This window comes from Pseudomonas umsongensis (genome assembly GCF_002236105.1).
Classification (GTDB): domain Bacteria; phylum Pseudomonadota; class Gammaproteobacteria; order Pseudomonadales; family Pseudomonadaceae; genus Aquipseudomonas; species Aquipseudomonas umsongensis.
The window spans coordinates 1812039-1826975 of record NZ_NIWU01000001.1; the positions used below are offsets into that span (position 1 = coordinate 1812039).

Annotated in this window: 15 protein-coding genes; 4 read left to right on the forward strand and 11 right to left on the reverse strand. The window is 61.2% G+C overall.

Features of this window, described 5'->3' with window-relative positions:
• The first annotated feature begins 256 nt into the window (after nucleotides 1–256).
• Complete coding sequence (locus tag PSUM_RS08065; RefSeq protein ID WP_020800967.1) at nucleotides 257–997, forward strand: response regulator; 741 nt, start codon at nucleotides 257–259, stop codon at nucleotides 995–997.
• A gap of 104 nt (nucleotides 998–1101) precedes the next feature.
• Nucleotides 1102–1314, forward strand: a complete 213-nt coding sequence (locus PSUM_RS08070) for a hypothetical protein (protein WP_020800966.1) — start codon at nucleotides 1102–1104, stop codon at nucleotides 1312–1314.
• A 77-nt stretch (nucleotides 1315–1391) separates the two neighbouring features.
• On the opposite strand, the gene PSUM_RS08075 is transcribed toward PSUM_RS08070, so the two are convergent.
• The 11 genes from PSUM_RS08075 to PSUM_RS08130 all read right to left on the reverse strand — a co-directional run bounded on the left by PSUM_RS08075 (nucleotide 1392) and on the right by PSUM_RS08130 (nucleotide 12565).
• Nucleotides 1392–2822: an FAD/NAD(P)-binding protein gene (locus tag PSUM_RS08075; protein WP_083349322.1), complete on the reverse strand. Its 1431-nt coding sequence runs from the start codon at nucleotides 2820–2822 to the stop codon at nucleotides 1392–1394.
• A gap of 14 nt (nucleotides 2823–2836) precedes the next feature.
• Entirely contained in the window at nucleotides 2837–3604 is a 768-nt protein-coding gene (locus tag PSUM_RS08080) for an ABC transporter ATP-binding protein (RefSeq protein ID WP_083349323.1), read from the reverse strand.
• A gap of 3 nt (nucleotides 3605–3607) precedes the next feature.
• Nucleotides 3608–4948: an ABC transporter substrate-binding protein gene (locus PSUM_RS08085; RefSeq protein WP_083349324.1), complete on the reverse strand. Its 1341-nt coding sequence runs from the start codon at nucleotides 4946–4948 to the stop codon at nucleotides 3608–3610.
• A gap of 25 nt (nucleotides 4949–4973) precedes the next feature.
• Nucleotides 4974–6023 (reverse strand): branched-chain amino acid ABC transporter permease, encoded by a 1050-nt coding sequence (locus PSUM_RS08090; protein WP_033043855.1) that lies wholly within the window; start codon nucleotides 6021–6023, stop codon nucleotides 4974–4976.
• Between the two features lie 4 nt (nucleotides 6024–6027).
• Complete coding sequence (locus PSUM_RS08095) at nucleotides 6028–6909, reverse strand: branched-chain amino acid ABC transporter permease (protein WP_020800961.1); 882 nt, start codon at nucleotides 6907–6909, stop codon at nucleotides 6028–6030.
• A complete protein-coding gene (locus PSUM_RS08100; protein ID WP_020800960.1) occupies nucleotides 6909–7685 on the reverse strand; it encodes an ABC transporter ATP-binding protein in 777 nt (258 codons plus the stop codon). The genes PSUM_RS08095 and PSUM_RS08100 overlap by 1 nt, the downstream gene beginning before the upstream one ends.
• Nucleotides 7682–8587, reverse strand: coding sequence for an acyl-CoA synthetase family protein (locus PSUM_RS08105; RefSeq protein ID WP_083349325.1), 906 nt, complete (start codon nucleotides 8585–8587; stop codon nucleotides 7682–7684). Before PSUM_RS08105 ends, PSUM_RS08100 begins: the two co-directional genes overlap by 4 nt.
• Nucleotides 8588–8763: 176 nt before the next feature.
• Nucleotides 8764–10167: an LLM class flavin-dependent oxidoreductase gene (locus PSUM_RS08115; protein WP_033043275.1), complete on the reverse strand. Its 1404-nt coding sequence runs from the start codon at nucleotides 10165–10167 to the stop codon at nucleotides 8764–8766.
• Entirely contained in the window at nucleotides 10167–10616 is a 450-nt protein-coding gene (locus PSUM_RS08120) for an acyl-CoA dehydrogenase (protein ID WP_033043274.1), read from the reverse strand. Before PSUM_RS08120 ends, PSUM_RS08115 begins: the two co-directional genes overlap by 1 nt.
• 10 nt (nucleotides 10617–10626) lie before the next feature.
• Nucleotides 10627–11844: an SfnB family sulfur acquisition oxidoreductase gene (locus PSUM_RS08125; RefSeq protein ID WP_042955902.1), complete on the reverse strand. Its 1218-nt coding sequence runs from the start codon at nucleotides 11842–11844 to the stop codon at nucleotides 10627–10629.
• Between the two features lie 157 nt (nucleotides 11845–12001).
• Nucleotides 12002–12565 (reverse strand): helix-turn-helix domain-containing protein, encoded by a 564-nt coding sequence (locus PSUM_RS08130; protein WP_020800954.1) that lies wholly within the window; start codon nucleotides 12563–12565, stop codon nucleotides 12002–12004.
• 15 nt (nucleotides 12566–12580) lie between these two features.
• Between PSUM_RS08130 and PSUM_RS08135 the strand changes: the two genes are divergently transcribed.
• Both PSUM_RS08135 and PSUM_RS08140 read left to right on the forward strand, forming a co-directional pair.
• Entirely contained in the window at nucleotides 12581–13585 is a 1005-nt protein-coding gene (locus PSUM_RS08135) for a DMT family transporter (RefSeq protein ID WP_175582350.1), read from the forward strand.
• A 253-nt stretch (nucleotides 13586–13838) separates the two neighbouring features.
• A complete protein-coding gene (locus PSUM_RS08140; protein WP_033044663.1) occupies nucleotides 13839–14786 on the forward strand; it encodes an IS110 family RNA-guided transposase in 948 nt (315 codons plus the stop codon).
• Nucleotides 14787–14937 lie beyond the last annotated feature (151 nt).

A 14937-nucleotide genomic window follows, 5' to 3' on the forward strand; every position in this document is an offset into this window, starting at 1 on the left:
CGGGCGGCGTTCCGCTCTTCAAAGTGACTCGCTGTAAGAGCGAAACCATAGGTGGCCGTTACCGCTGGAATGGATATGTACACCTGAAAGAGAATTGGTTGACTGTAAGGGCACCTTCGCCGGCAAGCCTGACTCCTACAGTAAATCAGTAGATCAGTAGATCAGTAGATCGGGTACATCCGAGAGCTATGAGGCCGCCTTCGCTGGCAACCCAACGCCTACAAAATGTATCGTTGCAAAAAAAGAGGATCGACCGATGGACCACGTCAACCACATCCTGATCGTCGACGACGATCGCGAAATCCGCGAACTCGTCGGCAACTACTTGAAGAAAAACGGCCTGCGCACCACCGTGGTCCCCGATGGCCGGCACATGCGCAGCTTCCTCGAAGCCAACCAGGTCGACCTGATCGTGCTCGACATCATGTTGCCCGGCGACGACGGCCTGGTGCTGTGCCGCGAACTTCGCGCGGGTAAGCACAAAGCCACGCCGATCCTGATGCTCACCGCTCGCAACGATGAAACCGACCGTATCCTCGGCCTGGAAATGGGCGCTGACGACTACCTGACCAAACCCTTCTCCGCCCGCGAACTGCTGGCGCGGATCAACGCCGTATTGCGCCGTACCCGCATGCTGCCACCCAATCTGCTGATCAGCGAAAGCGGTCGGATGCTCGGTTTTGGCCGCTGGCGCCTGGACACCACCGCCCGTCATTTGCTCGACGAAGACGGCACCCTGGTGGCCCTCAGTGGCGCCGAATACCGCCTGCTGCGGGTGTTCCTCGATCACCCGCAACGGGTTCTGAGTCGCGACCAATTGCTCAACCTGACCCAAGGCCGCGACGCCGATCTGTTCGACCGTTCGATTGATTTGCTGGTCAGCCGCCTGCGCCAACGACTCAAGGACGACTCACGGGAATCGACCTACATCAAGACCGTGCGCAGCGAGGGGTACGTGTTCTCCTACCCGGTGGAAATGCTCGATGCACAGGCCTGAATAGATCAACACCCTCGATAACGACTATGCGCAAGGGTGTTTTTTCATCGCGACGCTCCAGCACTACAGTGGCCACATCTTCTCCCACGCTCTGGAGCAACATCATGAAAAGCCTCATCGGTCTCGGCTTCGCCCTTTCGGTGCTTGGTGCCACTAGCGCCATTGCCGCCCCCCACGCCACTACCCCGCTGGTTGCAGCGGCGAAAGTCAGCCAGCCGGCAACACTCAACGTGAACACCGTCAGCGCTGACCAGAAAGACAAACTCTACGTCGCAGAAAACCGCCCTGAGTTCGGCTCCAAGTATCAGCGCTATTGATCAACAGCCTTGGGCTGCCTGAAACAACAAACCCCGCCAATGCGGGGTTTGTTGCATCTACACAGCTCCTACAGGGTTTATGGTGTTGCCAATCGCGCGGCCAGTGCCTTGGCCTGGCTTGCGACATCTGTGACCGCAGTGCTTTCCCACCACATCCCGCGCAACGGTGGGCCCATGGCAAACAGGCGGCTCGCAGCCTGACCATCGGCATCCAGTACCGCACCGTCGACCTCGGCCGCAATGCCCAGCGCCAGGTGTCCCGGGCGAATCAGCCCGCGCGCCAGCAATTGCCGGGGCAATGGTCGCGCCACCCGTCGCCAGTCATATTCGATGCCGCTGGAGTTGATCAATGCCGCGCCACTGACGACAACGGTTTGCGTTTCACCTCGGCGGCGAATTCGAATACTCACCTCATTGCCCGAAGAAGGCTCCAGCCCTTTGAACGAGGCTGCCTGAATCTGCAACCGCCCTTCCTTGTGCAGGCGCTCCACCAGTTCGGCGCTCAACGGTGGCGAGCGGTGATGATGGCTTTCCCACCACGGCCGTACATGGCGCACGAATTGCCGACGCTGCAGGTCAGTGGCCTGACTCCACAGACGGCCGATGTGCGCCCGCACCGTGTCCAGCGGTGCCTGCCAGTCAATGCCCCGTGCGATGGCATCGCGGCAATGCCGGCGTAATTCACGCACCAGCTGTCGTGGCGTGCGAATGCTCTGATCCTCGGCCAGGAAATCCACCCAGGCCGGTGGTTGGCGCCGCACATGGGGCAACAGGCCGTGTCGGGAAAACACGTTGATCGGCCCGCGATGCCCAGCCTGTTCCAGCGACACCACGGCATCGACCATGGTCAGCCCCGAGCCGATGATCAGCACCGTCGACTGCGGATCGAGCTGGCGCATCGCAGCAACATCCCACGGGTCAAGCGCTGCCGCGTTCAAGCCGCTGGACTGCGTCTGCGGCGTGCGCGCGGCCGGGAACATCCCCGTCGCGAGCACGGCAAAGGAACCCTGCAGTCGCTGGCCGTCGCTCAAGCTCAAGCGCACCGACTGCGCATCGGTTTGCAGATCCACCACCTCGGCGCGCACATGCTCGACCGTCGAGCCGTTCAACGCACCCAGCGCTTGAGCCTCGGCCAAGCGCTGCTGCACGTACAGGCCAAAAATCCCCCGTGGCGGGAACAACTCGCTGACCGGTACATGCTGCTCATCCGACTCCGGCCAGCCGCCGGCCGCAATGTAGTCGGTCAACCATTGGGTCAGGTCATCGGCGTTGTCCGGATCGACACTCATGCGCGCCGCGTTGCCGTTGAGCGTATGCCCAAGCTCCACGGCGCTGTAGGCCTCGCCGCGCCCGAGCTCGGCGCGCGGTTCGATCACCAGCACCTGGCGCTTGCCCGGCAGGCGTAACAGTTGCGCCGCCAACATCGCGCCGCTGAGGCCGCCGCCGATAATCAGGATGTCCGCGTGACGGATGACGTCGCTCGCCTGTCCGTTTTGGGTTTCACTCATGCCGTTCTCACTGCTCAGTGTTTACCTAGATAGAAGTCATGCAGATCGCCCCGGGCCAGCAGCTCGCTGGCGCTGCCGGACAACACCACCCGGCCGGTGTCGAGGACATAGGCCGTGGAAGCGTACTTGAGCGCCACATTAATATTTTGCTCGGCAATCAGGAAGCTCACTTGTGCGTCGCGGTTGAGCTGGGCGACGATCTCGAAAATCTCCTGGACGATGATAGGCGCCAATCCCATGGAAGGTTCGTCGAGCAGTACCAAAGTAGGACGTGTCATCAATGCGCGGCCGATGGCGACCATCTGCTGTTCGCCACCGGACGTGAGGCCGGCCTGGGTCTTGCGCTTGGTTTTCAGGCGCGGAAACCAGGCGTAGATGCGCTCCAGCTCCCGGGCCATGTCCTGGCGACTCAAGCCGCGGACAAATCCACCACTGCGCAAGTTGTCCTCCACCGTCAATTGCGCGAAGACGTGCCGGCCCTCCAGTACGTGGACCATCCCTTCGCGCACCCGCAGGCTCGGATCGACGCCTGCGGTATCACGCCCCAGGAACTCGATGCTGCCACGACTGACCTCGGCCCGCTCGGCCCGCACCAGCCCGGAAATCGCCTTGAGCGTGGTGCTTTTACCCGCGCCGTTGGCGCCGAGCAACGCGACGATGCCGCCCTTGGGCACCGTCAGCGAGACGCCGGCCACGGCCAGGATCGCGCCGTCGTAGATCACTTCGATGTCATTGACCCGCAACAAATCGTTGACGGCAATGTCGCTGGCGGCATGGCTCATGGCTTATTCCTCCGCGGTGCAGGTGCGTGGCGTCAGGCCTTTTTCCTTGGCGAACGCGGCGGATTTCTCATCGATCAATGGCCGCAACAACGCACGGTCGGCGGCGATCCAGTCACTGATCAGCGTCCAGTTGGCGCCGTCCCACTGCTGCACCCGCGCCGAACCGCCGCCCTCGTGATCCTTGCAAGACAGCTTGAGGTTCTGCATCAGGCCGAAGTAACCCATGTCCTTGAGCCGCGCATCGTCGATATTCAGATGTTCCAGGCCCCAACGCCCTTCCTCACCGTTGAGCGGGCGCTTGCCGAATTTGCCCTGGGCGGTGCGAATCGCTTCCACCGCCACGGCGGCATTCACCAGCCCGGAGTTGTAGTAGACGCTGCCGAAATTCTTCAGGTCCTTGAGGTCGCTCTTGCCCTTGTCGAGGATGTATTGCTTGAGGCGCTTGTGGATCTCGAAGTCAGTGCCGGCCGGGTACGGCGTCAGCGCCAGGTAGCCTTTGGCGGCAGCGCCAGCGGGCAGCACGTCTTCGCTGGAGCTGGCCCAGATGTCGCCGACGATGTGGTCCACCGGGAAGCCGAAACGCGCAGCGGTCTTGACCGCCACCGGGGTCGACACGCCCCAGGTGCGCAGGAACACCCAGTCCGGGTTGAGCTGACGGATCTGCCGCCATTGCGCCGATTGCTCATTGCCCGGATCGGCCACCGGAATCTGGATGTTCTCGAACCCGTACTTCTCGGCCAACAGCTTGAGCGGCCCCAGGGTTTCGCGACCGTATGCGGAGTCGTGGTAGACCGTGGCGATTTTCTTGCCCTTGAGTTTGTCGAAGCCACCCTCTCGCTGGGCGATGTAGTTGATCAGGCTGGAGGCTTCGCTGTAGAAGGTCAGCATCACCGGGAAGTTGTACGGGAACACCGTGCCGTCGGTGGCTTCGGTGCGGCCATAACCCAGGGTGATCAGCGGAATCCTGTCGACTTCCGCCCGTTCACTCAGGGCATAGGCCGCCGGCGCGCCGTTAGGTTGATAGACCGCTACGGGCGCGCCATCCAGGCCATTCTTGAAGCGCTCGTAACACTCGATGCCCTTCTCCGCCGTCCATTCGGTTTCGCATTCCTGCCAAACCAGTTTCACCCCATTGATCCCGCCTTCGACCTCGTTGATGTAGTTGAGGTAATCGATCATCCCGGCCCACACCTGTACGCCGCTGGAGGCGTAGGCGCCGACCCGGTAAGTGGCCAACGGAAAGAACTGCTGGTCCGCCGAGGCCTGGGCCATCGGTACTGCACTGCCGAAAACCGCCAGCGCCAAAGCGGCGCCGAGCAGGGAGCGTTTCAAGGATGCACGCATGTTGTTTCTCTAGTAGTGGAAGGATTCAGAAGCGCAGCGGCCAGTGGCCCAGCCGTTCACGAAGATTGCCCAGCAGGCGGATCAAGCCTTCCGGTTCCTTGATCAGGAACAGGATGATCAGCACGCCGAAGATGATTTTTTGCAGGTTTTGCAGCTGCCCGGCATCCACCGCGCCACCGAGCAAGGCTTGGCCGAGGTGGCTGAGCAGGATTGGCAACAGGCTGATGAATGCCGCGCCGACGAAGTTGCCGGCGATGCTGCCCATGCCACCGATAATGATGATGAACAGGATCTGGAATGATCGATTGATATCGAAACTGCTGGCACTGGCGGTGCCCAGGTAGGCAAAGGCCCACAAGGCGCCGGCGATGCCCAGGTAGAACGAGCTGACGGCAAATGCCAGGAGCTTGTAGCGCGCCACGGGAATACCGATGACGGCAGCGGCGGTGTCCATGTCGCGGATCGCCATCCAGTTGCGGCCGATCTGGCTTTTCACCAGGTTCACCGCGACCCAGGTCAGCAGCAGCACAGTGGTCAGGGTCAGCCAATAGCGGCCCAGCGGCGTGTTCAGGTCATGGCCGAACAGCGCCAGTTTCGGTGCGCTGATGGTGCCGGACGAGCCGTAGTTGTAGAACCAGGGGAATTTGACGAACAGCCACTCCAGGAAAAACTGCGCCGCCAGGGTGGTAACCATCAGGTAAAAGCCCTTGATCCGCGAACTCGGCAGCCCGAAAAAAAAGCCCACCACCGCACTGATCAAACCGCCACCCAGCAACGCCACTGGCAGCCCCAGTTCAGGCAAACGCAACAGAAAACCGTACGTGGCAAACGCCCCGACCGCCATGAACCCGGCCGCACCCACCGAGGTTTGCCCGGTGTAGCCGGTCAGCAGGTTCAGGCCAAGTCCGGCCAGGGACAGCACCAGGAACGGAATCAGAATGGCGTTCAACCAATAGTCGTTGCCGGTCAGTGGAACGACGACAACCGCGATCAGCAATAAGCCGACCAGACCGAACGGCACGCGGCGCCGGACCAACACCGCCGGTGCGGTTTCACGGGTAAGGGAAATCGACATGGGTTCAGACTCGCTCGATGGCGCGCTCGCCGAACAGGCCGGCGGGACGGATGTAGAGGAAGGCCAGGGCCAGGACATAAGCAAACCACGGCGTGATGCCGCCACCGATCAGCGGGCCGATGTAGACTTCGGCGAGGTTCTCCGCCGCACCGACGATCAGCCCGCCGACAATCGCCCCGCCAATCGAGGTGAAACCACCGATGATCAACACCGGCAACGCCTTGAGCACCACCAGCGACAGGGAAAACTGCACCCCTTGTCGCGCCCCCCAGAGCAACCCGGCCACGAGTCCGACCACTCCGGCCACGGCCCAGACGATCTGCCAGATGCGGTTGAGGTTGATGCCGATGGACAGCGCGGCGGTGGTGTCATCTGCCACCGCCCGCAACGAGATGCCGATGCGGGTCTTGTTGAACAGCAGTGCCAGCACCGTCACCAGCACGATGGCCGCAGCGGCGGCGATCAGGTCGAACTGGCTGAACATCATCGCGCCAATGAACAGCGGCACGTCGTCGATGCCCAGGTCCAGCGCCCGGACCTGCGAGCCCATCAAGCCTTGCGCCAGGCCTTCGATGATGAAGGACAGGCCGAGCGTGGCCATGAACAGGGTGATCTGTGAGCGATTGACCAAGGGTCGCAGCACCAGCCGCTCGATCAACAGCGCGCCAACGATCATCACCAGCACTGTCAACAGCAGCGCCAGGGCAAACGGCACACCCTGATCGTGCAGGCTGACGAAAGTCAGCGCGGCGAACAACAGCATCGCGCCCTGGGCGAAATTGAACACACCGCTGGCCTTGTAGATCAGCACGAAGCCGATGGCGACCAGCGAATACAGGGTTCCAGCGAGCAAGCCGCCGAGCAGGGTTTCAACGAAGAACGTCATCAGTGCACCACTCCCAGATACGCCGCGATCACCTCAGGGTTGGCCTGCACCTGGGCAGGCGTGCCATCGCCAACCTTGCGCCCGTAGTCGAGTACCACCACATGGTCGGACAGGCCCATCACCACGCTCATGTCGTGTTCGATCAACACCACCGTGGTGCCAAGGTCACGGTTGATGTAGGCGATGAATCGGGCCATATCCTGTTTTTCCTCGGCGTTCATCCCGGCCATCGGCTCGTCGAGCAGCAATAGGCTCGGACCGGCGATCAGGGCGCGGCCCAGCTCGACGCGCTTTTGCAGGCCATAGGCGAGATTGCCCACCGGCACATCGCGTTGGGCTTGCAGTTCGAGGAATTCGAGGATGCCTTGGGCCTGCTGGCGAAACTGTTCGGCTTCAAGCCGGGCTCGTGGCAAACCCAATGCCTGCTCGATGAAGCTGCTGCGCAGGTGTCGCGACAGGCCGGTCAGGAGGTTGTCGATCACGCTCATTTTCTTGAACAGCGCGTTGTTCTGGAACGTTCGGCCTATGCCCCGGCGCGCAGCGCTCAAAGGATCGATGCGCTTGAAAGACTGCTGCTCGAACACGATCGAACCGGCATCGAAGCGGTACACGCCGTTGAGCACATTGAGCAACGAACTCTTGCCCGCCCCGTTGGGGCCGATCAACGCGCAGATCTCGCCACGGCGCACATCGAACGACAGGTCGTTGATCGCCTTGACGCCTTTGAAGGACAGGGAAATACCGCTGACTTGCAGGATGGAATCGGTCGAGATCATGCGATGTTCCGTTTGAATTCGGCGAGCCAGGCAGGCGTGGATTGCGCTTGCGCGGTGCGCGTGGCTTGCCAGATGAAGTGCAGGTTGTGAAAGCCCAGCAGGCGGCGGACGCGGGTCTTGATCAGGCGTTGCAGGGGCTTTTGCGGCTGGGCAATGGCCCAGTCGCACAGGCGGCGGCGCCAGGTGCCCGGTGACGCGAGGCGGCTTTCGATTTCCATGGCAAGCAGTTGCAGGCGCCCGGCGGAGAGCAGCAAGCCCGAAGGCGCCACTTCACGGCGATCACGACTGGCGCTGCCAGGGCTTTCCGGGAAAGCCAGGGTTTGCCCGACACCGAGCCATTGTTTGAACAATACCGCCAGGCCGTCCTGCCATTCGGTGCCCTCTTCGCTCCATAACTGTTCTGCGTTCACACCGAGGCGAAGCCGTTGCGGATGCTCTGTCGGGCCCAGCAGCTCGGCGAAGTCGAGCAACGACTGGCCCTGGTTGAGCCAGAGTTGCCGCGCCTGCCGTCCCTGCACAAAGGCGTGGCCAGGGCTGCTGCGCCACAGGACGTTGTGCAAGGCGGGAGCGTCGAGGTTGTCGGCGATGGCCAGCACCTCGCCGCCGATGTGCTGAGCCGCCAGGGCCAGCAGCAACAGGTTCGGCTCGAAGGCGCCGCTGACGGCCAGCCGCGAATCCTCATCGAATCCTTGCTGGCGCAAGCCATCGGCCAGGCGCTCGACATCGCGCAAGACATCGATCCAGCGCCAGGCAAACCATTGCCCGTGACGCTTGTGCCGCAGCGCTGGCTGCAAAGGACTGATTTGCGCCCAATGGCGCAATTGCTCCAGCGCCTTGGGTGCGCTGACCTGCCATTCCCTGGTATCCGCAATCGGCGGACGCTTGAGTTCGTGCACGCTCATGGGTTGACCTCCTGTTCATGGGTAATGTGGGAGCGAGCCTGCTCGCGAAGATGCCATGATCGTTCCCACGCTCTGCGTGGGAACGCCGCCATGGACGCTCTGCGTCCGCTCCTGATGCAGGGACGCGGAGCGTCCCGGGATGCATTCCCACGCAGAGCGTGGGAACGATCATCTACTCAGGCAGACACCACCTTTCTCTCCTGCTGCCGCAACCCCGCCAGATCGCGGTACCCGCTGCCCGGATGAATCTGCGGCAAGCGCGGTCCTTCACCGAACAACTTCTCGCGCAATGTCCCCGGCGCGTATTCGGTCTTGTACACACCGCGTTTCTGCAACTCCGGCACCAGCAACTCCACGGCATCGATGAACGTTTCGTGGGTCAGCGCATACGCCAGGTTGAAGCCATCCACATCCGTCTCCTCGACCCATTCCTGCAGCAGATCGGCAACGGTTTCCGGGCTCCCGACAAACAACGGGCCAAAGCCACCGATGCCCACCCAGTCGGCCAGTTCATTGGGGGTCCAGACCTTGTTCGGATTGGCCGTGGAGAACGCCTCCACCGCCGATTGAATGGCATTGGTGTGCACATGCTTGAGCGGTTCATCCGGGTTGAACTGACTGAAATCGATGCCCGTCCAGCCGGAAATCAACGCCATCGCGCCCTCATAACTGACCCAGCTCTTGTATTCCTCGAACTTGGCCTTGGCCTTGGCGTCGGTCTCGCCGAGGATCACCGTCTGCAGGTTGAAAATCAGGATCTTCGACGGATCACGCCCCGCCTGCGCTGCACGCTTGCGGATGTCGGCCACGGTTTTCTTCAGCAGCACTTTCGACGGTGCGGCGACGAACACACACTCGGCATGCTCGGCGGCGAACTGCTTGCCGCGACTTGACGCCCCCGCCTGATATAACACCGGAGTGCGTTGCGGCGAGGGCTCGCAGAGGTGAATCCCCGGCACCTGGAAGTGTTTGCCGACATGTTGGATCTCGTGGATTTTGCTCGGGTCGCTGAAGATCCGCCGCTCGCGATCGCGCAGGATCGCGCCCTCTTCCCAACTGCCCTCCCAGAGCTTGTAGCAAACCTGCAGGTACTCTTCGGCGAAGTCGTAGCGGGCGTCGTGCTCGGTCTGGGTTTTCTGCCCGAGGTTCTTCGCCCCGCTCTCCAGGTACGAGGTCACGATGTTCCAGCCAGCGCGGCCCTTGGTCAGGTGATCGAGGGTCGACAGGCGTCGGGCAAACGGGTACGGATGCTCGAACGACAGCGACGCGGTCAGGCCAAAGCCCAGGTGTTCGGTCACCAGCGCCATCGGCGGGATCAGTTGCAGCGGGTCGTTGACCGGCACCTGGGCCGCCTGGCGGATTGCCGCATCGCCGTTACCGTTATAGACGTCGTAGATGCCAAGCACATCGGCGATGAACAGGCCGTCGAACTTGCCGCGCTCGAGGATTTTCGCCAGATCTGTCCAGTATTCCAGGTCCTTGTACTGCCAGGAACGATCCCGCGGATGCGCCCACAACCCTGGCGACTGATGGCCGACGCAGTTCATGTCGAAAGCATTGAGACGGATTTCACGGGCCATCAAACGGCTCCCTTGGTTGATGTGTGCAAGCTGGGCGGGTGAATGCCGTTGAGGCGAAAGTTGCCGATGAGGTGGAGCTTGCCGCGCAGCGGATCGTGCAGCGAACCCGGCAATGCGGTGCGCTGCCCCGTGAGTTCGAATTCGGCGTTGCTGGCTGTGCTCAAAGCCTCGGCGCTGGCCAGGCGGGATTCGGCTTCGGCGATGCTGACTTCGATGTCGTCAGTGCCACTGGCGAGAAATTCTTCAGCGCGTTCCAGCAGCGCAGCGGCCACTTCGATGCGGATGTGCACATCGCCAAGGCGGCTGATCACCAGAGGCTCATCAGTTGCCTGGTTGTGCTGGCGGACGAAACGCAAGGTCGCATCGAGCAGGCTACGCGCGTTGTGCAGGTCATGCCGGCTGTTGGCCAGGGGTTGCCCGGCGGCAATCGGTTGGGTCAAGGCGTTCATGGTGGACTCCTCAGTTCCAGGCGTGGCGCGCAGGCTTTACGCCGTTGAGCAGGTAGTTGCCGATCAAGTGGTATTTCCAGCGCGCCGGGTCGTGCAGCGTATGGGTGCGGGCGTTGCGCCAGTGACGGTCGAGGTTGTATTTGCCGAGCACCGAGCGGGTACCGGCCAGTTCGAAGAGCTTGCTGCTGGTGAGCAAGGCGATTTCGGTGGACAGCACTTTCGCCTGGGCGACCACCACCGAGGCGTGCGCCACCGTGTCTTCATTGGCGTCGAGCAGCGCGGCGTCAATGGCCTGGCCGGCCTTTTTCAGGATCGCTTCGCTACCCCGCACACGCCATTCGAGATCGCCGATGGCGGCAATGCTGAACGGGTCCTGCCAGCCGTGGTCCTGGCCGCTGTCGATCCATGGCCGCGCTTCACGGGCGTAGCGCTTGGTTTCTTCCAGGGCACCCACGGCGATACCGGTGTCCACGGCGGCCTGGATGATTTGTGAGATCGGGCCGTCGGCGGTTGGCTCATCGAAGGCTTTGTGGGCCGGGATCACCGCGCTGAGCGGGACCTGCACCGCGTTCAGGGTCACGCCACCGCTGGCGGTGGTGCGCTGGCCGAATCCGTCCCAACTGTCGATCACCGTCAAGCCGGGATTGTCGCGCTCGATGAAAGCGATGAACGCCTGGTTCTGTTCGTTGACCGCCACCGCCGGCACGATGTGCGCAAACAGCGCGCCGGTGCAGTAGAACTTCTCGCCGTCGATTTGCGCGGTGTCGTCGTTGAAGTGAATACGGGTTTCAAAAGCCCCGGCGTGTTTGCTTTTCGATTCCGAGAAGGCGTTGCCGAAGCGGTAACCCTGCAGCACTTTGCCGAAGTAGTACTGCTTCTGCTCTTCGCTGGCGGTTTGCACCAGGATGTCGAGCACGCCAAGGTGGTTTTGCGGGATCTGTCCCAGGGAAGAATCAGCGGCGGAAATGATCTTGATCACTTCGGCGACGGTCACATAAGACACTCCGGCGCCACCGTAGGCTTTTGGCACGGTGATGCCCCAGAGGCCGCTAGCGGAGAACTCGTCGAGCTCGGCAACCGGCAGACGTCGTTCGCGATCGCGCACGCTGGCTTCGACGGCGAATCGCGCCGCGAGCTTGTGGGCGATGGCAATCGCTTCCGCATCCGAGCGGATCACATGGGCAGGGCTCACACTGGCCGAGCGGGGGGATTGGGCTGAGGCTGTCATGGGCCGACTCCGGGTTCTGGGTGAATGCACCAGAGCTTTTGCAGGAGTCGTGCCTGAATTTAAATTCGTTATTTATCAAAATCTTAACGAATTATTAGAGAAAAGCTTTTAGCTTCAGAACAGCAAAATGTTTATCCAGTGTTGACCGGCCAACAGTTCAGATCACCACATTGCGCACAAAGCGCACCGCGACTTCTCCCTCGTTGCGATAGGAATGCGGCTGGTTGCTGGCGAACATGAAGAACTCGCCGGCGGCGATCTTGTGCGGCACCTCGCCGACCATCACCGTCAGGCAGCCTTCGAACACGTAGAACTGTTCGCTCCAGCCTTCGGCGTCAGGCTCCGACGGATAATGCTCGCCCGGCTCCAGGCGCCATTCCCAGAGTTCGACTTCACGGGTGGCATTGGCCTTGGCCAGCAGCACCGCCTTGCTACCGGGGATCGTTCCGGCCCAGGCGAGTTCGTTGATGCGGCTATGGTCGCGCACATCGGGGGCCTGGATCAGGTCGCTGAAGGCCACGTCCAACGCTTCGGCGACACGGTCGAGGGTGGTCAGGCTAACGTTCTTTTCGCCGGCCTCGATCGCCACCAGCATCCGGCGACTGACACCGGATTTTTCCGCCAACGCGGTCTGGCTCATATCGGCGGCATGGCGCAACCGCCGAATGTTCTGGCTGACGTGTTGCAGGACCGAAGCCCGGGGCGAGGAATCTTTGTGCACTATATTGCTCACTTGATGGTGTTGCGCAGTATACTGCCCAACTTCGGGCGCATTGTGCGTCCCCCTCAAACAGTGTGCAAGATCATGACGTCGGTGAACTCCTCCCAGGCTCCCTCCCGTTTCCTGCGACTCAGCAAGGCCGAGTGCGTGCTGGTGTTGATCACCATGGTCTGGGGCGGGACCTTTCTGCTGGTCCAGCATGCGATGACCGTCAGTGGCCCGATGTTTTTCGTCGGCCTGCGCTTTGCCGCCGCCGCGATCATCGTCGCGCTGTTCTCCTGGCGCAGCCTGCGGGACCTGACCTTGTTTGAATTGAAGGCCGGCGCCTTCATCGGCGTGGCGATCATGCTCGGCTACGGCCTGCAGACGGTCGGGCTGCAAAGCATTCCCAGCAGCCAGTCGGCGTTCATTACCGCGCTGTACGTGCCCTTCGTGCCGTTGCTGCAATGGCTGGTACTGGGGCGTCGTCCGGGGCTGATGCCAAGTATTGGCATCATGCTGGCATTTACCGGGTTGATGCTGCTGTCGGGCCCTTCCGGCGCGGCATTGAACTTCAGCCCCGGTGAAATCGCTACCTTGATCAGCGCCATTGCCATTGCGGCGGAGATCATCCTGATCAGCAACTTTGCCGGCCAGGTCGATGTGAAACGGGTGACCGTGGTGCAATTGGCGGTCACGTCGCTGCTGTCGTTCCTGATGGTGGTGCCGACCCAGGAACACATTCCTGATTTCTCCTGGTTGCTGTTGTGCAGTGCCCTTGGGCTGGGCGCGGCGAGTGCGGCGATCCAGGTGGCGATGAACTGGGCGCAGAAGAGTGTTTCGCCAACCCGCGCGACCTTGATCTATGCCGGTGAGCCGGTGTGGGCCGGGATTGTCGGGCGGATCGCCGGGGAGCGACTGCCGGCGATTGCGCTGGTGGGAGCGGGATTGATCGTGGCGGCGGTGATTGTCAGTGAGTTGAAGACCAAGGGTAAGGCCGCTGTGGCTGAGGAAGCGTTGGAGCGGGAAACCCAGGGTTAACCGCAAAATCTGCAACGTCTGGAAGATAGCTTTCGCGAGCAGGCTCGCTTGTATGGTAGGACTTGAAGGGAGGAGGAGGGACAAGGCTCGATTCTGACTGTTGACGCAGTACAGACTGTGGGAGAGTTCGCCCCTCCTCCTTTCACCCAAGCGCCGATAAAGAATGCATCTGGCCTAGACCGACGATAGGAACAAGCCTGCGCCTCTGGGTGAGCCCTTCAAGTGCTTAAAACCTTATCCCGGAGGAAAACCTATGGCAATGCCGGTTTCTGTTTCAAAGCCGATCGTGGGCGTGGATGTCGCCAAGAAAGAATTGGTGATTTATCACGCCGAACTGGACCTGCTTGAAGAGATTCCCAACAACAAAATCAGCATCAACAAGTGGTTAAAGGACTTGCCGGGGAGTGTGGCTATTGCTGTTGAAGCCACCAACATCTACCACCTGGAGTTCGCTGACCTGGCCTTTGAGGCCGGCTGCGTGATTTACATGGTGGGCGGCTATGAGCTCAAACATTACCGAGAAGGTGTGAAGGTCCGTGCCAAAACCGATGCACTGGATGCCAAACTGCTTGCTCGCTATCTGAAGAACGAGCATGAAGAACTTCACCCATGGACGCCGCCGACACCGCTGTATCGCCAACTCCTGAGTCTTTTTCGCCGCCGGGCGGCCTTGGTCCAGGCCAGGGTCGGCCTAGTGCAAAGCTGGTCGAATGAGCCCTTGCTGAAGGCTGCTTTTTCCGAGCAAATAAAGTCCATGCAGCAGCTTGAGACGCTGATCGAAAAGACGATCAACGATCAGCTGAAAGAAGCCGGTTTGCTGGGGCAGTTGAAGCGTTGCTTGAAAGTTGAAGGGGTTGGATTTTTGACTGGCGCGCGCTTGCTCACGGCGTTCCAGCGCGGAGACTTCCGAAACGCAGATGCCTTTATCGCCTTTCTTGGAATGGACTTGCGGGTGTCAAAATCAGGGCAAAAAGATGGTCGCCGGAGTTTGACCAAGCGAGGCGATCCAGAAGCCCGCCGCCTTCTGCACAATGCGGCTATGTCGGCGAGTCGAACCGAAGCCTGGAAAGGGTTTTACCAAGAACAAAGAAATCGGGGTTTCAGCACCACTCAAGCCTTGGTGATGCTGGCTCGCAAGCTCGCTCGTATCGTATTCGCCCTGCTGAAGGGGCAGAGTGAATACCAACCGAAAACCAGTTGAGGGCTTCCCCTCAACCATAGAATCTCCCACAGTTGAAATGCATTCTCCTGTGGGAGCGAGCCTGCTCGCGAAGAGGCCGGACCTGCTGAACGCAGGCCTTCGAAACAATGTGAAGCAAGACTTTTCCGTCTACCTTGTAGGATTCTGCGAC